At 73.4% G+C, this 20,700-nt stretch carries 16 protein-coding genes; 11 read left to right on the forward strand and 5 right to left on the reverse strand.

Annotation, left to right across the window (positions count from 1 at the left end; translation table 11 throughout):
• The first annotated feature begins 130 nt into the window (after positions 1-130).
• From WMF14_RS19550 to WMF14_RS19560, 3 genes are all read left to right on the forward strand, one after another.
• Entirely contained in the window at positions 131-1,147 is a 1,017-nt protein-coding gene (locus WMF14_RS19550) for a hypothetical protein (protein WP_437802965.1), read from the forward strand.
• A 52-nt stretch (positions 1,148-1,199) separates the two neighbouring features.
• Positions 1,200-2,231, forward strand: coding sequence for a hypothetical protein (locus WMF14_RS19555; protein ID WP_437802967.1), 1,032 nt, complete (start codon positions 1,200-1,202; stop codon positions 2,229-2,231).
• 844 nt (positions 2,232-3,075) lie between these two features.
• Positions 3,076-3,549: an SRPBCC family protein gene (locus WMF14_RS19560; protein ID WP_437802969.1), complete on the forward strand. Its 474-nt coding sequence runs from the start codon at positions 3,076-3,078 to the stop codon at positions 3,547-3,549.
• 18 nt (positions 3,550-3,567) lie between these two features.
• On the opposite strand, the gene WMF14_RS19565 is transcribed toward WMF14_RS19560, so the two are convergent.
• The gene (locus tag WMF14_RS19565) at positions 3,568-6,054 is read right to left on the reverse strand and encodes an efflux RND transporter permease subunit (protein WP_437802971.1); all 2,487 of its coding nucleotides are present in this window, start codon (positions 6,052-6,054) and stop codon (positions 3,568-3,570) included.
• Between the two features lie 366 nt (positions 6,055-6,420).
• Here WMF14_RS19565 and WMF14_RS19570 point away from each other — a divergent pair, with 366 nt between their 5' ends.
• Entirely contained in the window at positions 6,421-6,594 is a 174-nt protein-coding gene (locus WMF14_RS19570) for a hypothetical protein (protein WP_437802973.1), read from the forward strand.
• Positions 6,595-6,793: 199 nt separating this feature from the next.
• Positions 6,794-6,991, forward strand: a complete 198-nt coding sequence (locus WMF14_RS19575) for a hypothetical protein (protein WP_437802975.1) — start codon at positions 6,794-6,796, stop codon at positions 6,989-6,991.
• A 195-nt stretch (positions 6,992-7,186) separates the two neighbouring features.
• Here the strand turns inward: WMF14_RS19575 and WMF14_RS19580 are convergent, their stop codons facing one another.
• From WMF14_RS19580 to WMF14_RS19590, 3 genes are all read right to left on the reverse strand, one after another.
• Complete coding sequence (locus WMF14_RS19580) at positions 7,187-7,912, reverse strand: hypothetical protein (protein WP_437802976.1); 726 nt, start codon at positions 7,910-7,912, stop codon at positions 7,187-7,189.
• Between the two features lie 32 nt (positions 7,913-7,944).
• Positions 7,945-8,370: an EVE domain-containing protein gene (locus WMF14_RS19585; protein ID WP_272098926.1), complete on the reverse strand. Its 426-nt coding sequence runs from the start codon at positions 8,368-8,370 to the stop codon at positions 7,945-7,947.
• Between the two features lie 105 nt (positions 8,371-8,475).
• On the reverse strand, positions 8,476-9,084 hold the full coding sequence (locus WMF14_RS19590) for a L,D-transpeptidase family protein (protein WP_437802979.1): 609 nt from the start codon (positions 9,082-9,084) through the stop codon (positions 8,476-8,478).
• Positions 9,085-9,201: 117 nt separating this feature from the next.
• Here WMF14_RS19590 and WMF14_RS19595 point away from each other — a divergent pair, with 117 nt between their 5' ends.
• Positions 9,202-10,266, forward strand: a complete 1,065-nt coding sequence (locus WMF14_RS19595; protein WP_437802981.1) for an RNA polymerase sigma factor — start codon at positions 9,202-9,204, stop codon at positions 10,264-10,266.
• Between the two features lie 229 nt (positions 10,267-10,495).
• Positions 10,496-11,512, forward strand: coding sequence for an OmpA family protein (locus WMF14_RS19600; RefSeq protein ID WP_437802983.1), 1,017 nt, complete (start codon positions 10,496-10,498; stop codon positions 11,510-11,512).
• Positions 11,513-11,690: 178 nt separating this feature from the next.
• Here WMF14_RS19600 and WMF14_RS19605 read toward each other — a convergent pair whose 3' ends face one another.
• The gene (locus tag WMF14_RS19605) at positions 11,691-16,121 is read right to left on the reverse strand and encodes a hypothetical protein (RefSeq protein ID WP_437802985.1); all 4,431 of its coding nucleotides are present in this window, start codon (positions 16,119-16,121) and stop codon (positions 11,691-11,693) included.
• A 147-nt stretch (positions 16,122-16,268) separates the two neighbouring features.
• Between WMF14_RS19605 and WMF14_RS19610 the strand changes: the two genes are divergently transcribed.
• The 4 genes from WMF14_RS19610 (at position 16,269) to galE (ending at position 20,681) form a co-directional block, all read left to right on the forward strand.
• Positions 16,269-16,547 (forward strand): type II toxin-antitoxin system Phd/YefM family antitoxin, encoded by a 279-nt coding sequence (locus WMF14_RS19610; protein ID WP_437802987.1) that lies wholly within the window; start codon positions 16,269-16,271, stop codon positions 16,545-16,547.
• Entirely contained in the window at positions 16,544-16,921 is a 378-nt protein-coding gene (locus WMF14_RS19615) for a hypothetical protein (RefSeq protein WP_437802988.1), read from the forward strand. Before WMF14_RS19610 ends, WMF14_RS19615 begins: the two co-directional genes overlap by 4 nt.
• A gap of 169 nt (positions 16,922-17,090) precedes the next feature.
• Positions 17,091-19,517, forward strand: coding sequence for a peptide ABC transporter substrate-binding protein (locus WMF14_RS19620; RefSeq protein WP_437802989.1), 2,427 nt, complete (start codon positions 17,091-17,093; stop codon positions 19,515-19,517).
• A 147-nt stretch (positions 19,518-19,664) separates the two neighbouring features.
• Positions 19,665-20,681, forward strand: a complete 1,017-nt coding sequence (gene galE, locus WMF14_RS19625; RefSeq protein WP_437802991.1) for a UDP-glucose 4-epimerase GalE — start codon at positions 19,665-19,667, stop codon at positions 20,679-20,681.
• Positions 20,682-20,700 lie beyond the last annotated feature (19 nt).

Consider the following 20,700-nt stretch of genomic DNA (forward strand, 5'->3'; position numbering starts at 1 on the left):
GCGCGGCCAGCGTGCAGCGTTCCATGCACGACGTAACTCGCTTCGGACGGGAGGCGCAAGACAAAGCGTCCAGCGCGGCGCGCCGGCGCCGTGGCGAGTCCTCGTTCACCCGTGTCGCGGGGCGCTCCCGGTGCTCGCGGCGCTCTCGCTGGGGGCGGCCGGCTGCGGGGGGGCCCCGAGCGGGGGGGCTCCACGTGGGGGGGCCGGCACGCCGGGCAGCGCGGCGGGTGATGCGGCCTCCGGGCGCGAGGTCCCTGTCGAGGCGATCGCCGCCGAGCTCGAGGCGTTGAGCGGCGCGATCCTCGAAGGGCGGGAAGCGACGTTCCGGGACATCCTGGCCGACGCGCTCGCGAAGGACGCGTACCTGTGCCAGCCGGCGCCGCGCCGCGTCTTTTCCGGAGCGCGCGGCGACGTGCCGGAGGGGGAGCGGCGGATCGCCGGGGTGATGCCGCACTACGGCCTCTTCTTCGGTCCGATGAGCTACCTCGTGCGGCGGCGCGGCGGCGCCTGGGAGGTCGGCGTGCGCATCGCGGTCGACCCGCCGGAGCGCGCGGGCTGGCTCGAGCTGCCCGACTGCGGGCTGGCCGCCCGGCTCGGGGGCGCGATCGCCTGCCGCGGGACGCCGTACGCGCGCTCGGGATCGACGGACGCTTGCCCTGGGTCCGGCGTGTTCAGGGCGAGGGCGACGCCGGCCGCGATCCGCGCCCTGCTCGCGCGCTGGTCGGACGAGGCCGAGGGGTACTGGAACCGCGACGCGCGCGCCTTCGGGCTGCCGGTGCGCTACGACTTCGACTTCGTTCTCGCGGACGAGGCGCGCGCACGGGCGCTCCGGGTCGATCTCGCGGTGCCGCTCTCGCCGACGTGCGGCAGGACGCCGTACTTCAGCGCGATGCGGGCCGGCTGGTCGCTGCCCGTGCTGGCTCACGAGGTGGGGCACGTGCTCGGGCTGCTCGACGAGTACGAGGCGCTCTCCGGGATCGTCCGCTGCTATCCGAAGACGCCGTTCCCGGGCGCCGAGATCAGCCGGATGGGGCTGTCGATGAAGGAGGAGACGCGGCTGCTGCCGATCCATCACTACCTCGTGCTCCGCCGCTTCTTCTGCCGCGAGCCCGCGTCCATCGACCCGTATGCCGGCGCGATCCGCTGACCTGATGCCGGCGCGATCCGCTGAACTGATGCCGGCGCGATCCGCTGAACCGATGCGGGCGCGATCCGCCGAGCGCCCCACGTGCCCCCGCGCCGGCCGCCGCCTCGCGGTAGCGGCGCTCGCCTACGTCAGCGCAGCGGCGCTCGCGTGGACGGGGCTCGCGGGCTGCCGCTCGGAGCGAGAGCGCGGCGGGGCGGACGCGGGGCCGAGCGCGGCGGACACGGGAGCCAGCGCGGCGGACGCCGGGGCCGGGGCGCCGGACGTGGCGCCGCCGCTCGTGGGGGCGCCTCCGAGGCCGAGGCCGATTGCGCCGCCGGCGGAGCCGCGCTGTCCGCCGGAGATGGTGCGGGTCGCGCGCCGGTTCTGCGTCGATCGCTACGAGGCGGTGCTGCTCGACAAGGAGACCGGGCTCGAGATCTCCGCGTTCTATCCTCCGTCGCGCCAGGCGGCCGCGTCCGTCGAGCGGGTGTGGTCGAAGATGCGGCTGCAGCTCGGGGACGACGAGGCGCGCCGCATGGATCTGCCGCTGCTGCCCGGCTGGCAGAAGCAGCGCGAGTTCGAGCCGCGCGCGGTGTCGCGCAGGGGCGTGCTCCCGCAGGGCTACACGACCGGCGCGCAGGCGGAGCTCGCGTGCCGGAACGCGGGCAAGCGGCTCTGCTCGCTCGAGGAGTGGCGGACGGCGTGCCGCGGCGAGCGGGACGAGCAGTTCCCGTACGGACCGACCTACGCGGACGGGCGGTGCAACGTGTTCCGCGAGGCTCACCCGGCCGGCGTGCTCCACCGCGACGTGACGCTCGGGCACAGCGATCCGCGGCTCAACCTGGTGCGCGTCGCCGGGGCCCCTCTCTTGCGGCGAACGGGCGAGACCGCGACGTGCGCGAGCGCGTGGGAGGACGACGCGGTCGCCGACATGGTCGGCAACCTCGACGAGTGGATCGACGATCCGGAGGGGACGTTCGTCGGCGGGTTCTACGCGCGCGCGACCCGGGAGGGGTGCATGGCGCGCGTCGCGTCGCACGACTTCACCTATTTCGACTACTCGACCGGTGTCCGCTGCTGCGCGGATCTCCGCGCGCCGCCGTGACGGGCGCGCGGTCGCGGCGGCGCGGGGCGTTCTGGGAGCATCGGCCGCTGCGCGGGAGGACGTCGCGCTCGTGCGACACCTCGGGGAGGACCATCGATGCTCGCAGCCCGAACTCACGTCTACGATTCAGCGGTGCTCGACGCGCCCCTCGAGGAGGCATGGAGAGAGCTCCGGGGAGCCATGACGGATCGCAACCGTCAGGAGGGGGCCGGCGCAGAGTGTGCTCAAATTTGCCCGAAGAGAGTTCACATGAAGGCGGGAAGATCATTGATCTTTTCTTCCCGCCTTCCCGCCTTCATGTTCAATTTTGAGCACTACCCCGGCGCAGGGGGCCATGACGGATCGCAACCGTTGAGAGCGGCCCGCCGCCGGGGGTCTTCGACGGATCGAGTGAGCGCGACGGGCCCGCCGCAGGGGGGTCTTCGACGGATCGCGTGAGCGCGAGGGGCCCGCGCCCGGGGGTCTTCAACGGATCGCGTGAGCGCGAGCGGCCCGCAGCCGGGGGTCTTCAACGGATCGCGTGAGCGCGAGGGGCCCGCCGCCGGGGGTCTTCGACGGATCGAGTGAGCGCGACGGGCCCGCGCCCGGGGGTCTTCAACGGATCGCGTGTGCTGGAGCGAGCACGAGCGACGGGTCCACGACGGATCGACTCCGCTGGGGGCGGCCAGGGCCCGGGTTTGCCGCCGCGCGAGCACCGGGCCGTCCGTCCACGTCGGCGCGATTCGCACTTTCCGAGCGCACGCCGCCGTGACGAGGGCGCGCTCGAGAGGCGGCGACATCCCCTGATAACATCGCTCCGCCGCGCATGGCGGTGTCGCGCCGGCGGCATCGGGAGGAGGGAGCCATGATCGACGCGCGTTATCACGTCTACGACTCGGCGGTGCTGGACGCCTCCATCGAGGAGGTCTGGCAAGAGGTCCGCGACATCACGAAGCTCATCCCCGTCGTCTTCGGGGACAACGTCAAGGAGTACGGCTACGTGGAGGGCGGCTCCGCGGAGAAGGTGCCGTCGCGGTTCGCGTTCACGCTCGTCTCGGGGGAGAGCTCGCTGGAGGAGGTGGTCGCGCGCTCCGAGACCGAGCACGCCGTCACCTACCGGATCCACGGGCAGATCTTCGGCATCGAACGTTACACCGGGACCTACCGACTCCGGCGCGTCACGACCGGGCCGGACAAGACCTTCCTCGAGTTTCCACGGGAGTTCGGGGTCGCGGCAGGTCACGATCCAGCGCAGGTCGTCCCGGCCATCGCCGCGCTCACAGCGAAGGAGGTCGCGGCGATCAAGGCGTACTTCGCGAAGCGCCGCCGCGCGGCCTGATCCGGCCGCGGCGCGCGCTCAGGTCGTGGGGCGGCCGACCGCGAGGAAGGCCTCCTCGCCCTTCGGGCGCCGCCGGTCGCGCCAGACGAGCGCCGCGGGCAAGATCAGCACGGCCGCGAAGAGGCACGCGAGCTCGCCGATGACCGCGGAGACGCCAAGGCTCCGCACCGCGTAGTTCTGCGAGCGGACCAGGGCGAGGTAGCCCAGCGTCGTCGTGAGGCTGCAGAGGATCACCGCGCCGCCCGTCTCGCGCACCGCGGTCAGCGCGCCGCCGGCGCCCTCCCGCGCGTACCGCTGCACGATGTTCACGGCGTAGTCGACGCCGATGCCGAACGTCAGCGGCAAGGCGATGAAGTTCAAGAAGTTGAGCTTCACGTTCATCAGCACGAGCAACCCCGCCATCCACGAGACGCCGACGAGCAGCGCGCCGAGCACCGCGAACGCCGGGCGGCCGCCGCGGAAGGCGACGAGCACGACGAGGACCGTCGCGGCCAGCGAGAACAGCACCGCCGGCGGCACGTCGTCGATGACCGCCGCCCACATGTCCGCGTAGATGACCGCGCGCCCCGAGCCGCGCACGACGCTGCCGTCGGGGAGCCGCGTCTCGCGGTACGCGTCCGCCCACCGGAAGAGGTAGTGCGCGTCGTGCACGCTCTCGGGCGTGATCGGGCTGATGTACACGATGCGCCCGCGCGTCCCGTCGGTCTCGGTGAAGGCGCGCGCCACGCCCGCCGGGAGATCGCCGATCCCGAACGGCGCGAGATCGTCCGGCGGGATGACCGCCTGGATGCGGCGCCAGTCCTCGTCGCCCACGAGGCCGCGCTTCCGCGCCCTGAGGACGCGATCCTTGATCTCCTGGAGCAGCGGGATCTTCGCCTCCTGATCCCGCGGGACCAGATCCTGGAGCGCGTAGATCTCCTTGAACGGCTTCGCGCCCTCGGGCGCCGCGTCGCGCCTCGCGTAGAGCGCGGCGCGGAGCGGCTCGACCTGCTCGGGCCGCTCCACGAGGATCGCCATGCCGTCGGTGCCGACGTAGCCGGTGATCTCCTCCGCGAGCGAGCTCAGGCGGATCTGCGCCGCGCGGGCCCCCTCGTCGTTGCGGAGGTTCTGGAGGTTGTACTCCATCGGATCGGCGCGCACGTAGCTCACCGTGGCGACGAGGCCGGCCGCGGCCAGCGCGAGGCCCGCGAGCGTGAGCGTGACCGGGCTCCGCGACGCCAGCCGCGCGAACGGCGCGCCGAACGCGAGGCCGCCCTGGGCGCGCCGCCGCAGCCTGCCGAGGAGGCCCGGCGACTCCTGCTCGAGGGGGACGATCCGGTCCATCACCGCGAGGATGCTCGGCAGCGCGACGAACGTGGCGACCCAGCAGAGCACCATGCCGGCGCTGCCGATGAGGCCGAAGTCGTGGAACCCGCGGAACTCGGTGACGAGCAGCGAGCCGTAGGCGGCCGCGGCCGCGCAGCCGGCCGTGAGCGTGGGCAGCCAGGTCTCGCGGTGGGCGATGCGCACGCCCTCGAGCAGGCTCGCGCCGCCGCGGCGCGCCTCGAGGTAGCGCGCCATGTAGATGATCCCGAAGTTGATGCCGTTGCCGGCGACGATCGAGAAGAGGAACCCGGTCGCCATGTTGAGGTGGCCGAGCGCGAGCTGGGTGGCGCCGAACGTCCAGGCGACGCCGATGCCGATCGTGATCAGCATGGCGACGAGCGTGCGCAGGCGCAGGTAGTAGAGGAAGACGACGGCGGCGATGAGGACCGCGCCCGAGACGCCGACGTCGGTCAGGTCCTCGTTGATCGCGGCGTACTCGGCGATCCCGGTCTGCAGATCGCCGGCGAGGCCGTGGGTGATCCCCGCGTCGAACGAGGCGGGGCGCACGCGCTCGACGACCTCGCTCACGCGCCGGATCGCCTCGGAGCCGGCGGCGAAATCGCTGGCCATCACCTTCGAGCGGATGGCGACGACGACGGTCTTGCCGTCCTTCGACTGGTAGTAGCCGTCGGGGTAGCGCCCCGTGTCGACCCCCTGGAGGCCGAGGCTCTGCTCGATCGAGCTGGCGTTGATCTCGGGGGGCGGCTCGTCGTCGAGCAGCGCGCCCGTCGCCTTGCTGACCTCGTAGGTGTAGCGCGCCTCGATGTCGTCCCGGAGCTTGGTGAGCCTGTCGCGCTCGACGTAGAGCCCGGCGCGCGGCGAGAGGAAGCGGTAGGCCTCGTGCACCCCGTCCTCGACGCTGCCGACCCACGGGGGGCCGATCTTCTCGATCTCCGGGACGAGCGCGTCCGCGGCCCGCTGGAGCGCGGCCGTGGGGGTGCCCTCGCCGCCCTGGAGCACGACGAAGAGCGTGGACACGCCGGCCGTCTTCGCCGCGACCCGGTCGAGCTCCTGCACGCTGGGCCGCGACGCCGGCAGCAGCGACTCGAACCCCGTCAGCACATGGAGCCGCGTCGCCAGGAAGAGGGCGATGACGGTGAGGATCCCGGTCACGAGCAGCGGCAGCGCCGGCCGCTTCACCTGGAGCTCGGCGAGGCGCGACGCGAGCCCGCCTCCGCGCGACGAGGGCGGCGGGAGCCGGGGAGAGCTCTCGCCGGAAGCTTCACGGGAGCTCTCAGGTGAAGGAGACGGGCGGGGCGCCGGAGGCGGTGGCATGTGCGGAGCGGACATGAGACGGTGTGTGAATCCGGGGCGGAAAGGGAGGTTGGAAGGGGCGTTGGAAACGCCGGTGGACCACGTTCTTAGGGAACGGGATCCCCGGAGGACAGCGGTCGCGTGCGGGGCAGCGACGGCGCGCGGCCGACGTCCAGTCGGCGGCGGAGGCGCGCGGGGCAGCGATAGCAAGAAATGGGGGGCGGCGCGACCGACGGTTCCCTGCGCTCGTTCATGTCACCATCGCATCCGAAGGCCGTTCTCTGGGATCTGGACGGGGAGCTGTTCGACTCCAGCGAGCTCCTTTTCATGGCCTGGCGCGAGGCGGTCGGGGCCGCGGGGGGCTCCGACGACCACGCTGACCATGATGCGGTGTTCGGGATGCGCAACGACGATCTCGTGCGCTGACGGATCGGTCCCGAGGTCTCGGCGGCCGAGATCGCCCGCATCTCGGGGGAGAAAAAGCGGCACTTCCGGGAGCTCGTGGCGGAACCTGCGGGCGGCCGAGCAGGGCAGGTCCTACGTGCTCATGGGCGCACCCCTCGGGGATGCTCCCATAGACGTTCACCAAGCTTCGCGCCGCGTTCTCCTACATCCGAACGTTTACGTGGTCGTTTACGTGAACGTGGTCGTGGTCGTTTACGTGAACGTGGTCGTTTACGTGAACGTGGTCGTGGTCGTTTACGTGAACGTGGTCGTTTACGTGAACGTGGTCGTGGTCGTGGTCGTTCACGGCCTACCGTCGACGACCACGACCACGACCACGACCACGACCACGACCACGACCACGACTACGACTACGTAAACGTCTACGTTGGTGACCGATGATGGGGTGAATGGGGGGCCGGGCTTCGTGCCCTGAGCGTGACCGAACGCGCTTGGTTAACGCCTATGCGGGGATGCTCTCACCTGCTCTCGGCGGCCATCGAAATGCTGCTACGTGCGCAACCCGGCCGGCGATGGATCGAGGCTTGTCTCGCCTCGGGAGCGCGATGAGCCCCTAGGGGCCGGGCGGGGTCGTGCCGGCATCCGCGGCCCCCGCGCGGCGAGGCTTCGCGACGCCGCCTGCGCCCCCGTCGCGGGGCGCGCCGGCGTCCGTCGCCTTGGCGCCCGCGTCGGCCGGCGTGGCGCCGGCGTCCACCGGCGCGGCGCCCGCGTCGGCGTCGGTGCCCGCGTCCGGCGGCGTCTCCTCGGGCACCGCGGGGGGCGCGGGCGGAGGGGGCGCAGGGGGGAGCTCACTCTCCCAGCACTCCACCTTCGGGGGCGCCGCGAAGTGGACCGTGCGTGACGCGGCGTCGCCCTTCCGGGTGACGAGCTTGTCGGTCTTGTACACGGTCGCGTGGCCGCATGCGTACTCCGCGGTGTGCTTCGCCTCGCGCCCCACCACGTGCGTCCGAGGCGCGCGCTCGTTCTCGCACTGGGCCCACTCGATCTCGTACTCGGCGTCCTGGTCGGAGAGGAGGATGCGGCTCGGCGGATCGTCCTTGGACCGGCGCCCGGTGAGCGTCGTCCGGGTGATCGGCTCCTTGCCCTCGCGCACCGTCAGCGTGACGGGGAAGCGAAGGCTCCCGCGCATGTGGGCGCGCGAGGCGCCGACCTCGAAATCGGGGCAGATCGGCTCTCCCTCGATCGGGGACGGCGTGGGCGGGCCGCCGCACGCGGCGCTGGCGAGGATGCTGCCTAGGAAGAAGACGGCGAGGGGTCGGGCTCCGGGGCGGAGGTTCACGCCGGGATTACTCGTTTCCCCGGGTCCGCGCGTCAAGCGATCTTGGTCTTGCCCAGCTTCAGCACCCGATCGAAGTGCTCCTTCGAGACGGGCACCACGCTGAGCCGCGACCGCTTCAAGAGCGAGATCTCGGCCAGCGACTCGTCGCCGCGGATCGTGTCGAGGCTGACCTGCACCTTGAGCGGCGCGACCGGCTCGATGTCCACCACGCTCCAGTCCTCGTCGGCGTCGGCCGTCGGATCCGGGTACGCTTCGCGCTTGACGCGCGCCACGCCCGCGACCGCCTTGCCCTCGCTCGAGTGATAGAAGAGCACGAGATCCCCCTGCTTCATGCCCCGCATGTTGTTGCGGGCCTCGAAGTTCCGGACGCCGTCCCAGATCGTCTGGCCGTCGCGCACGAGCTGCGCGAACGAATATTTCTGAGGCTCGCTCTTCATCAGCCAGTAACGGCGAGACATGCACGATCTCCAGGGCAGGCGCGAGGGCGGCGCCGGCCTGGCCGTCGCGCTCTCATCCTCGACGGACAGCCCGTCGATTTGACCGGCTACCCTAGCACCGCCCGTTCAGTCGGTGATCACGATCTTGGCGCCGTCCGGCGTTCGTCGCGCGATCTCGTCAATCTCGTCGTCGTCGAGGGCGATGCAGCCGAGCGTCCAGTCGCTCTCCTTGTGCACGCCCGCGAGCTGCGCGCTGCCGACGCCGTGGATGCCGATGCTGTGCCCGACGCCGCGGCCCGGCGGGACCTCGCCGCGCCGCTTGAGCTCGGCGAAGCGCGCGCGGTCTTCGTCGTTCGGGTAGCTGACGATCAGGAACCGATGGAACAGGCCGTCGATGCGGCCCGCGACGCGGTACGTGCCGACGGGGGTGCGCTTGTCGCCCTCGTAGCGCTTCGGCCCCGGCCCGCCAGGCCCGAGGGCGACCCGGTAGGACCGGACGATCTTGCCGCCCGCGACGAGATCGAGCGTGTGCTCGCTCTTGTCGATCCGGATCTCGGTGACCGGCGGCAAGGCAGCGGCCCTCGGAGCGCGCCGCGCGGCCGTGGCGGGCGGCGTTCGCTCGGACGGCGCCGCACGAGGGGCACCGCCCTGGGCGGCGGTCAGGGAGGGGACCGTGTGGGTGAGGGAAGCGGCGAGCAACGCCGCGGCGAGGACGAGAGGGGGCCTGAGGAGCATGCCCGACCGTCGGCGCCGCGCCGGAGAGTGTGACGCCCGGCCGGGGCCTGCAGTATTCTCGATCGGGCGCGTCACACTGCGCGGCCGCGGCGCGATGCAGGGTCGATGAGCACGCCGATGACCACCGAGGACCGCACCCCCGCGACGAACCCCCTGGCAGAGCCGGGGCTCCGCCGAGCCCTCGAGGATTTCGTGCGGCGGCGGGTCCCGAGCGGCGAGGTCGACGACGTGGTGCAAACCGTCCTCTGCGACGCGCTCGCTTCGCCGGGGCGCCCGGTCGACCCGACGGAGCTCCGGCGCTGGCTCCTCGGGATCGCGCGCCACAAGGTGGCCGACCATCACCGGCGCTCGGCGCGGGAGGCCGCGACGGAGCTGCCCGATCTGCCGGTCAGCCCGCCGCCCATCGAGGCGCGGGAGCTGGCGCGCTGGGCGGAAGAGCAGGCCTCCGCGAGCCGCGACGCCCGGCAGACGCTGTCGTGGATGGCCCGCGAAGGCGAAGGCGAGAAGCTCGAGAGCATCGCCGCCGAGGAGCAGGTGCCCGCCGCCCGGGTGCGGCAGCGCGTGTCGCGGATGCGGCGATGGATGCGGGAGCGCTGGATGGCCGAGCTCGCCGCGGTCGCGGCGCTGGCCATCCTCGCGATCCTCATCGCCCGGCTCCTCCGGTCGACGAGCGAAGCGCCGATGATCGCGCCGCTGCCCGAGCCGCAGCCGAGCGCGCCGCCCGACGGGCCTCCGCCGCCGGTCGCGCCGCCTTCGCCGCTCGACGCGCTGGAGCGCGCGAGGTCGCTCCGGGCCGAGGCGCTGCGCGCGTGCGACGAGGCGGCCTTCCGCCGGTGCCTGGACCAGCTCGACGAGGCGGATCGGCTCGACCCGGCGGGCCGCGACGCGCCGGAGATCGCCGCGGCGCGCGAGCGCGCGCTCGAGGCGCTCCGCGCGCCGACGGAGAAGGCCCCGGCGCCGGGGCCCGTCCACGAGAAGCTCGACAAGAAGGACGAGAGCAACTCGCGCCCCGCGCCGAAGCCGCGCCCGAAGGTGGCGCCGCCGCCCGCACAGAAGCCCACCTCGTCGGTGCCCGCGGAGCAGATGCTCAAGGAACAGATGCTCAAGTCGAGGAAAGCAGCGCCGAAATCGAAGGCGGGCGGCGGGCTCGACGAGATGGATCTCCCGTCGGGGAAGCTCTAGCGGCTCGCGCCGAGGGGCAAACGACGCGCCGAGATCGCGCCGATCGCGACGGCGCGCCGTCGCCTCCGGAGCGGGGGGCCGACGCGCTCTCGAGGGGGAGCGGGGCGCGCCGCCGTACGAATCCATCTCGCAGTTTCCGGCGTAGTCGTCTAAACACGCTGGCGCTCGGCGCCAATCAACGACGCCAAGGAGAGGAGCCCAGGAGATGCGAACGACGAGATGGCTTGGAATGGCATTCGCAGTGTCGCTGCTCGCGGCGAACGCCGGCTGCGCGGTCGAGCCCCAGCAGCAGACCGCGAAGGCGCCGGCACCGCCGCCCGCGCCGCCGCCGCCTGCGCCGCCTGCGCCGCCCCCTGACGCGGACGCGGATGGGGTGCTCGACGATGGCACCGACAAGTGCGTCGCCGAGAAGGAAGACGGCCTGCCGCCCGACGCCAAGGACGGCTGCAAGTCGACCGACCCGGACGGAGACGGCTTCGTTGCCGACGCCGACAAGTGCCCGACCGAGGCCGAGGTCAAGAACGGCTACAAGGACGACGACGGTTGTCCTGACGTCCCGCCGGTCGCCGTGCTCGGCAACGAGGTGAAGCTCAACGAGAAGATCGCCTTCGTCGCCGGCAAGCCCGATATCGAGCCCGCCTCGCAGGGACTCCTCGCGAACATCGCGCAGGTCCTCAAGGACCATCCGCAGATCCAGTTCGTCGAGGTCGCGGCCTACTCCGAGAAGCTCGCCAACGACGCCGCCGCCGTGACGCTCACGAAGAAGCGCGCCGAGGCGGTGGTGAAGGCGCTCACCGCGCTCGGGGTCGAGAAGAACCGCGTGCGGGCCGCCGGCTACGGGGCGCACTGCGCGACCGATCCGGGCGAGACCGAGGAGGCGAAGGAGAAGAATCGCCGCGTCGAGATCAAGATCATGCGGCTCGACGGCAAGGACACCGGCGTCGAGCTCGCCTGCGCCGCGGCCGCCACCAAGGGCCTCAAGCCGGCCGGCGTGCCCGCGACCGCGCCGAAGGGCGCCGCGAAGGCCTCCGACGCGAAGCCGGTGGACCCGAAGGCCGCCGCCAAGCCGGCGGAGGCGAAGCCCGCCGCTGCGCCTGCCGCACCGGCGCCCGCCGCCGCGCCGCCCGCCGCAGCGCAGCCTGCCGCCGCCGCGCCCGCCGCTGCGAAGCCCGGGGACACGAAGCCGGCCGCTGCGAAGCCTGCGGACACGAAGCCGGCCGAGACGAAGCCCGCCAGCGTGAAGTAGGCGCGCGGCGCCGGGGGTGAAGGAGTCCCCGGCCCTGCGGCCATGATGGAACCGCCAAGGCGCCATCAGACGCCAAGAAAAACACAAGAATCATGGCGCCTTATGGCGTCTTGGCGTCTTGGCGGTTCAAGAGCCCCCACCTCCGCCGGAATGACCCCGGCGCCGGGCAGCGGGCAGGCTAGCGAGCCTGTCCGCGCGCGGCGGCGAGCAGGTTGGTGAGCGCCTCCAGCGCGGCCTGCCGGCGCTGCGGCTCGGGCAGCGCGCCCGGGCGCAGGCGCTGGATCTCGGCGCACAGCGCGGCGCGATCGCCGGCGAGAGCCTCGCCGCACGGCGCGGCGCGCGCGCCGTCTCCGGGGGCGTCGCGCGGCGCAGGCTCGCCGGAGAGCACGGCCGCGGCGGCCTCGATGAGGCGCGCCGTCGTCGCGGCGCTCTCGCTCTCGCCCCGGAAGCGGCCGACGAAGTCGGGCTGCTTCGAGAGCCGCGAGAGGACGTCCCAGCGCTGCTCGCGCACGGCGAGCTCCGTCGCGAAGAGCACGACCTTCAGGTTGCGGCCGAGGTCGGGGAGGGCGCGCGTCTCGGCGTCGAGCGCCATGAGATCGTCGACGACGCTCGCGTCGAGCGCCGCGGCCGCGCAGCGCACCGCGACGCTGAGCAGATCCGCGCGCAGCGCGGGGCCGAGCGAGGGAGCGCGGCCGAGCGCGCGCGCTGCGGCGAGCACGACGGGGCCGCAGTGCCCCTCGCGGCGCTGCCGCGCCAGCATGACGCCGGCGTCGTAGAGCCGGCCGCTCTGCCGCAGCGCCTCCACGGCCGCCGTGAACGCGTCGGGGTCGTACGTCCCCCGCTCCGCCGCCGTGAGGAAGCCGTCGAGGCTGCGCAGGGCAGGGCACGCGGCCGCGCTGCCCGCGTGCCGGAGGTGCGGCAGCTTGCCGAGGACGTCGGCGATGCGCAGCGAGAGCGCGAGGGGGTAGGCGTCGCAGGCGGGCTCCTCGTAGCCGCCGAGCTCGACCCTGGCCTCGGTGCACGCGAGCGGTCTGGCGACCGCGGCGAGCGAGCGCGCGGTCCTCGCGACGAGCGGGTCGAGCCCAGGGACCGCGGCGAGGCCGGTCGGGAGCGGAGCGAGGAGCGCCGCGACCGCGGCGTCGTCCGCGTCCGGCGGCAGGAGGCCGCGGACGAGCGTCCAGAGGTCGCCCGCGAGGAAGGGGTGACCGGCCTCGGCCGCGAGCTGGGCGTCGATCGCGAGCAGCGCGCGGGCGTCCCGGCCCCAGGCGAGCGGCTGATCCGGGCGCAGCCCCCGCCGCCCGAACCGGAGGCCGAACGAGAGCGCGGCGATCGCCCGGCGCGCCGCGGCGGTGCCGCGCTCGGCGTCGCCCTCGAGGAAGTGGTAGGCGGCCGCGAGCGCGGCGGCGCTGACGTAGGCGCGCGCCGCGTCCTCGTCGCTCCGGGGCGAGCCCTCGGGCGCGAGCGCCGCGGTGAGGGAGCCCTCGGGCTCGCCGCGGGTGCGGAGGCCGAGGCCGAGCTGGAAGCTGTTCGCGCCTTCGAGGAGCCCGGCGCCGTACGAGACGTCGAAGCTGAGCGAGAAGACGCGGGTCGCGGTCTTCTCCTCGTAGCGGTAGGTCATGCGCGGCACGCGCAGGCCGCGGGCGTCGGCGGCGGCGAGGACGCTGTCGAGGGCGTCGCGCGCCTCGGCGCGCCGGCCGCCGGCGAAGTCGCGCACGGCGCCGACGAGGGCGAGCACGTCGCCCGTGTCGGCCGCCTGGCAGGCGTCGTCCGACGCCTTGCTCATGGCGCTCGCGTAGGTTGACGGATCCGGGGCAATGCCGGCGCGGGCCTTCGCGATCTCGCCGAGGTACGAGAGCGCCCAGGCGACCCGGCTGCCGCTGTCGTTCGCGAGCGCGATGGCGTCCGGCGACGGCGGCCCACCCAGCACGGCGGCGCCGAGGAGCGAGGCGAGCAGCGCGAGGTCGGCCTGGTCGCGCAGCCCGAGGGCCGAGAACGCGCGGGCGTAGCCGACGAACAGGCCCCTGAGGTCGCCGCCGTCCCGCGCGGCGGGGAGCGACGCGAGCGCGTCGAGCAGCGCGCCGCCGGCGGGGCCTCGTCCGGCGCCGCCGCGCCGCGCCGGATCGTCGCGGAACGCCGCGGAGAGCCCGCGGAGCACCCGGCCGAGCGGGGCGCCGCTCCGCTCGGCGAAGCGCTCCGCGGTGGACGACTCGAGGAGCGCGCGGGCGAGCGCGTAGCCGCCGGTGAGCGCGTCCGCGAGGTCGCGGTCGACCCAGCCGGAGAGGCCTGCGGCGACGGCGGCCTCGGCGTCCGCGGTCGGGAGGGTGAAGCGCGGCGGAGCGACGCGTTCGGCCGCGCCGGCGGCGCGCGGCGCGCGTGCGGGCGCCGAGAGGAGATCGATCGCGTCGGAGAGGAGCGTCACGAGGAGCCGCGCCCGGCGCGCCCACGGGCCGTCGCCCTGCCTGTACCTCGGCGCGAGCAGGATCCGCCGGCGGACGTCGCCGAGCCGCGCGAGGGCGCGGCGGGCCTCGGGGCTCGGCCCGCGCCCGGCGGCGCAGGCGGCCCCGGTCGGGGGCGGCTTGCGCGAGCGCTCGGTGAGGAGCACGGCGAGGACGCCGTCGGCCAGCGCGGTGACGTCCTCGACGAGCTGGGGCGGCGGCGCCTCCGCGGCGTCGGCCGCGCCGGCGCCGACGTCGGCATCGCGCGCCGCGAGCCCAGCGACGGCGCGCCGGAGCGCGTCGCGCGCCTGCCGGCGCTCCGGGGGGAACCTGGCTGCGTCGGTCGCCTGCGGATCCAGCCCGCCGGCGGCGCCGAGCGCGGCGTAGCGGGAGAGGCTCGCGGCGAGCGCCGCGAGGCCGGGGTAGGGCAGCGCCGGGGCGGACGCGAGCGCGCGCTCGATCTGCGTAGACGAGAACGCGAGATCCGGCGCCTGACCGGAGGCGAGCCGGTACAGCGCGTCGGCGGCGTAGAGGCCGGCGACGCCCCAGCCGGCCTGCTCGGTGAGCTCGCCGCGGAGCTTGGCGGTGAGCGCGCCCTGCAGCGCGAGGAAGTGCGGGGGCTGCACCTCGGGCGGGTACGCCATGCCCGCGAAGACGCCGGCGAGCGCCGCGCCGAGGACGGCCTCCGGGTCGTGCGCCTCGGCCATGCGGCGCTGCACGGCGACCTGCGTGAGATCGACGATGGCGTCGCGGAGGGGCTCGTCGGCGAGCACCCCGGGGCTGTAGGCGAGGGGGATCAGCGCGAGCGCGCGGTAGCGGCGCGGCTCGGCCTCCGCGAGGGCGCGCAGCGCCGCGAGGTGCGCGAGGCCCAGCTCGGTGGCGCGGCGGTGGACGGCGCTGCCCGCCTGGCCTGCGGCGGGCGCGGGGCCGCGCTCGTGGAGCAGGCTGGGCGCGAGGGCCCACGTGGTGCTCGTCTGGTCGACGGCGCGGACGAGCGCCTCGTAACGCGGCAGCCACATGTCGAGCGGGAGCCGTCGTCCAGGCGCCGCCGCGGTGCTCGCGGGCGCAGCAGAGCTCCCGGGCGCGGCGGGCGCGGCGGCAGGGTCGCCCGGAGCGAGGGCGCCGGCGAGCGCCGCGGCGAACACGAGGTCGCGCGGGCCTTCCATGGGGGGCGCGAGGTCCCGGCCGCAGCCGGGCGCCTTGCCGAGCAGGTCGTCGAGCGCGTCGCGCCGGTCCGCGGGGACGGCCCGCAGCACGGCCGCGCCGCGGGCGCGCCACGCCGCGCGGCCGTCGCGGGCCGTGCGCACGCGGAGGAGGTCGCCGTAAGGCGTGTCGCCCGGCGCGGGCGGGGGGTCGAGCCGGGGAGCCGAGGGCGCGAAGGGAGCGTCGTCCTCGGGCTCCTCGAGCGCGACGCCGGCGGTCGCGAGCAGCTGCAGCGCGTAGCGGCCGCGCAGGACCGGCTCGTCGTTCGGGTCGCGCCCCTTCACCGCGGCCGCGAGGGCGTCGGCCGCGGCCGCGGCCTCGACGTAGCGGAAGCGGGCGGCGGCGCCGAAGGCGCGGCGGACGAGCGCGGCGAGCGCGATGTCGTCCGCGACCCGCGAGAGCGACGCGTCGCCGCGCGCGATCGGCGCGAGGCCGGCCATGAACGGCGCGAGCGGATCGGCCGGAAAGAGCTGGACCGCGCCGTGGCGAGCGCGCGCGTGGACGAGGTGCTCGTACCCGAGGGCCTCACCGAGCGCGAGGAGCAGCGCGTCGGCGCCGAGGGCTCCGGGGGGCGGCAGCGGCGCGGAACGGAGCCATTTCGCCGCGTCCGCACGCGCTCGCGCCGTGGCGGAGGGCTCCGCGCCCGCCTCGACGATGACCGCGGCGCGGGGGCCGGTCCCGCCGCGCCGGTCGAGGTCGCGGAGCAAGAGCGCCCACGGGTCGTCGGCGTCGCGGGAGGCGCGGGCCGCGACGTAGCCGAGGGCGAGCTCGCGCGGGGGCCGGCCCTCTGCGAGGGCCGCGGCGAGGGCGCGCTCGCACGCGTCGAGGTGCGCAGGATCGCACTGGGCGTCCCGCGGGGGCGCGGCGCCCGGGGAGGCCGCGCCGCCGCAGCCGGCGGCGAGCAGCGCGAGGAGCACCGCGGAGCAGAGCGGGAGAGCGCGCGGCGAGGAGGACACGCGATCGTGCAACATGGCGCGCGCGCGACCTTACACGAAGACCTCGGAATGGCCGCGATCGTCTCGCGGGCGGAGGAGGTCGGCCGCTGCACCCCGCCAGGTTGCGATGTCCCCAAGGATCCGTTACCAGATCGTTGCACCTCGACGCGACGGAGGCACCGCATGGCGATTTCTCCCGAGGACATCGTTCCGTTGAGCCAGGCGGAGGCCCGGCTCACGGAGCTCGCAGACGAGGTTCGCGCGGGTCACGAGAAGATCCTCACGCGGAACGGGGAGGGTTACATCGCCCTCGTCGATGCACGCAGGCTGGACCACTATCACCGCCTCGAACGCGAGCACATTCACCTCACGCTCCTGGAGGAGGTGGATCGGGGCCTCGACGATATCGAGGCCGGGCGCACGATGAGTGTGGAGGAGCTCCGCGCCAAGTACGGCCGATGAGCCGCCGCGCCACCGTTCGGGTCACCGTGAACTTCGAGCGGAACCTGGACGAGATCCGGCGGTTTCTGGAGGAGGCGGGGCTCTCTTCCGCTTTCGGCGATCTTCTGGATCTCGTCTTCGAGGACGTGATCCCGAGCCTGGAAGTCTCGCCCCTGCTCGGATTCGACTTCCTTGCGCGTGCGCCACAGTCCGCGGAGGTCGAGGCGCGGATCCTGGCGCTGAAGCGCCGCCTCGGCTCCGACTCGTCGCTGCGGGAGTACATCGCTGGTGAGTACCTGTTGCTCTACGTGCTCAGCGGTGAGCGGATCCATCTGCTGGCCATCAAGCACCATCGCCAGCTCTCGTTCGATTTGCAGGCGCTCTGGCGCCGGTGATCGCACACCGGTCGTCGACTTTCCTTGCTGTCGTCGATCGCCCGTGCCGTCTGGGACGCGTTCCGCGGAGCCTTGCCGTGCCTCGCGGGAGGGCGCGTATCTCCGGTGCGGCGCCCGGACCGGGCAACCCTGTCTTCCTGCCCCCGGAGCGCCATGCTACTTGCGCGATATGCAACGGGCTTCGGAGCGACGAGGTGCCGGCGGCGCGGGGGGCGGCGGGAGCGCCGGTTGCGGGGCGCGCGGCGCCGCCGCGGCGATCGGGCTCGCGATCCTCGCGCTCTCGGCGTGCAGCGAGGGCGAAGGCGGGTATGCCGGGACGACCGCGCGCGTCGGCAAGGACACAGAGACGCTCTACATCAACAACGGCAGCGAGCCCGAGTACCTGGATCCAGGAAAATCCAACGACTCGGCGAGCTCCACGCTCGTGCAGCAGATGTTCGAGGGGCTGACGACCTACGGCGCCGGTGACCTCCGCCCGGTTCAGGGGGTCGCGACCCACTGGGAGCAGAGCGACGACAACCGGCTCTTCCGGTTCCACCTGCGGCCGGAGGCGCGCTGGTCGGATGGCAAGCCGGTGACGGCGCACGACTTCGAGTACGCGTGGAAGCGGGTGCTGCGCCCCTCCACGGCCTCGCTCGCCGCGACGAACCTCTACGTCCTGAAGAACGGCGAGCTGTTCAGCCTCGGGAAGCTCAAGGCGCTGAGGGACGCCGCGCCGCTCCGCGCGGCCCCCAGGCCCGACGCGCCGTCCGCGCTCGATCTGCCAAAGGGGGCGTTCGTCGTGGTGCTGGCGCGCTCGCCGATCCAGGTGGACACAGCGATCGCGCCCCTCGCGGCGCTGCCGGAGGGCTCCGCCGCCGTGACGTTCGCGAAGGGCGACGCGAAGGGCGGCGCAGGCGATCGACTCTCGTTCGGCTCAGCAGGAGGCGGCGCGGCAGGGGGCGACGCGGCGCCGCTCGGCTCGGCGCCCGGCGGCGGCTGGCAGGGCGCCGTCGTCGACATCGTCCGCGTGGGCCCGCCGTGCAAGTGCAACGGCGCCGCCGACCGGTGGTTCGAGATCGAGCGGGGCGGCGCGCGCGGCTTCCTCCCGGGCTGCGCGCTCGTCCCCCCCGCGGGCAACGGCAACCCGGGCAAGGAGAGCGCGGGCGGCGCGCCGCGGTCGGAGGCGTACGCCGTCGTCACGCCGCACACGAGCCTCCCCACGTACGAACCCGCGGCGCCGCCCTCCGGCAGCGCCGCGCAAGGCGACCCCCCCGTGGGCTTCGTGCCCGACGCGCTCCTCGTGGAGGACGACGGCGCTGTCGGCGTCCGGGCAACGGACGACCTGACGCTCGACGTGCAGCTGGAGCAGCCCACGCCCTACTTCACCGATCTCACGAGCTACGTGACGCTCTTCCCCGTGCGCAAGGACGTGATCGAGGCGTTCGAGAAGCGCGGCGAGCCCGAGCTCTGGTTCCGCCCCGAGAACATCGTGGTCAACGGCCCTTACACGCTCGATGAGTGGAAGTTCCGTTACGAGATCACGATGAAGCGGAATCCGATGTACTGGAACCACGACAAGCTGAAGATCCACCGCGTCGTGTGGCTGGAGGTCGAGCTCTACAACGCCACGATGAACATCTACAAGGCGGGGGATCTCGACTACCTGGGCGACAACACCTCGCTGCCCGCCGAGCACATGGACTGGCTGTCGACCAAGCGGGATTTCCAGCGGTACCCGTACCTCTCCATCTACTGGTTCGAGTTCAACACGAAGAAGCCGCCGGTCGACGACGCCCGCGTCCGCTGGGCGCTCAACCTCGCGGTCGACAAGCGGCAGATCGTCGAGAAGGTCACGCGGGCGGGGCAGACGCCGGCCACGCACTACGTCCCGGACTACACAGGATCGGGCTATGACGAAGCGGTCGCCGAGGACAGGAAGCTCGGGGTCGATCCGTTCTCGTCGCCGGACGTCTCGTTCAACCCCGAGCGCGCCCGCGCGATGCTCGCCGAGGCGGGGTACGAGGTCGTCCGGGAGGGCGACGGGTACCGGGCGAAGAACTTCCCGGCGCTCGAGCTCCTCTACAACACGAGCGAGGGCCACAAGCAGATCGCTGTCGCGGTCCAGGACATGTGGAAGCGTCACCTCGGCATCTCGGTCACGCTGCGGAACGAGGAGTGGAAGGTGATGCTCAAGAACGTGCGCGACGGTCACTACCAGGTCGTGCGGTTCGGCTGGATCGGCGAGTACAACCACCCGGCGACGTGGCTCGGCACGCTGCTCTCGTACAGCCCACAGAACCGGACCGGATGGGCCGACCAGGAGTTCGACGATCTGATGCGCGCCGCCGCGGCGACGGCCGATCCGAAGGAGAGCATCCGCGCGTTCCGCAAGGCGGAGAAGCGGGCCCTCGACGGCATGCCCAAGCTGCCGCTCTACTTCTACACGAAGTCGACGCTGGTGAAGCCGTGGGTCAAGGGGTTCAAGGGCAACTCGCGCGGCGTGCAGCTCGTCAGGTGGCTGTGGAACGACCCGAGCTGGCGCGACAACCCGTCGAACGAGACCGCATTTCCGGAGCTCGAGTTCCCGACGCCGGGGCGGCTCGGCGCGCCCTGACGTGGCTGACGTGCCCTGACGTGGCTGACGTGCCCTGACGTGACTGCGGCGCCGGGCCGGCCGCGCCCTGAGGTCCCCGTTGACGCGGCGGCCTGTGCCGTGGCCTCATCGACGCGAGCGCGGTACAGACCCTCTCGGGAGAACGACATGAGCAAGACGATCCTGGTCACCGGAGGCGCGGGCTACATCGGCTCGCACACCTGCGTGGAGCTCCTCCACGCGGGCTACCGGGTGGTGATCCTCGACAACCTCTGCAACAGCCGCAAGGCGGCGGTGGAGCGGGTGGAGCGGATCGCCGGGAAGCCGGTGACATTCATCCAGGGCGACATCCGCGACGCGGCGCTCCTGGATCGGCTGCTCACCGAGCACCCGATCGACGCGACGATCCACTTCGCGGGGCTGAAGGCCGTCGGCGAGTCGGTCGAGAAGCCGCTCTCGTACTACGAGAACAACGTCGCGGGGACCGTGTGCCTGCTCAAGGCGCTCGACGCGCGGGGCGCGCGGAAGCTTGTGTTCAGCTCGTCCGCCACCGTGTACGGCGATCCCGAGCGCGTGCCGCTCGATGAGGGGAGCCGGCTCGGGCCGACCAACCCCTACGGGCAGTCCAAGTTCATGGTGGAGCAGATCCTGAGGGACGTGGCGGCCACCGGGGGCTGGTCGCTCGGATCGCTGCGCTACTTCAACCCCGTGGGCGCCCACGAGAGCGGGCTCATCGGGGAGGATCCCAACGGGATCCCGAACAACCTGACGCCGTTCATCACCCAGGTCCTCGTGGGGCGGCGCGACAAGCTCCGGGTGTTCGGGGGCGACTGGCCGACGCCGGACGGCACCGGCGTGCGCGACTACATCCACGTGGTCGACCTCGCGCTCGGGCACCTCGCCGCCCTGAACCGCATCTTCACCGTCGGCGACAGCTTCACCGTCAACCTCGGCACCGGGCGGGGACACTCCGTGCTGGAGATGGTCGCCGCGTTCGAGAAGGTCAGCGGGAGGCGCGTCGCCCACGAGATCGTGGCGCGCCGCCCCGGCGACGTCGCCTCGGTGTACGCGGATCCGGCGCGCGCGGTGGAGCTCCTCGGCTGGCGCGCGGAGCGAGATCTCGAGACCATGTGCCGCGACAGCTGGCGCTGGCAGGAGCAGAACCCGAAGGGGTTCGCCGATTAGGGCCGCGGATCTCTCCCTT

This window comes from Sorangium sp. So ce693 (assembly GCF_051521375.1).
GTDB classification, from domain to species: domain Bacteria; phylum Myxococcota_A; class Polyangia; order Polyangiales; family Polyangiaceae; genus Sorangium; species Sorangium atrum.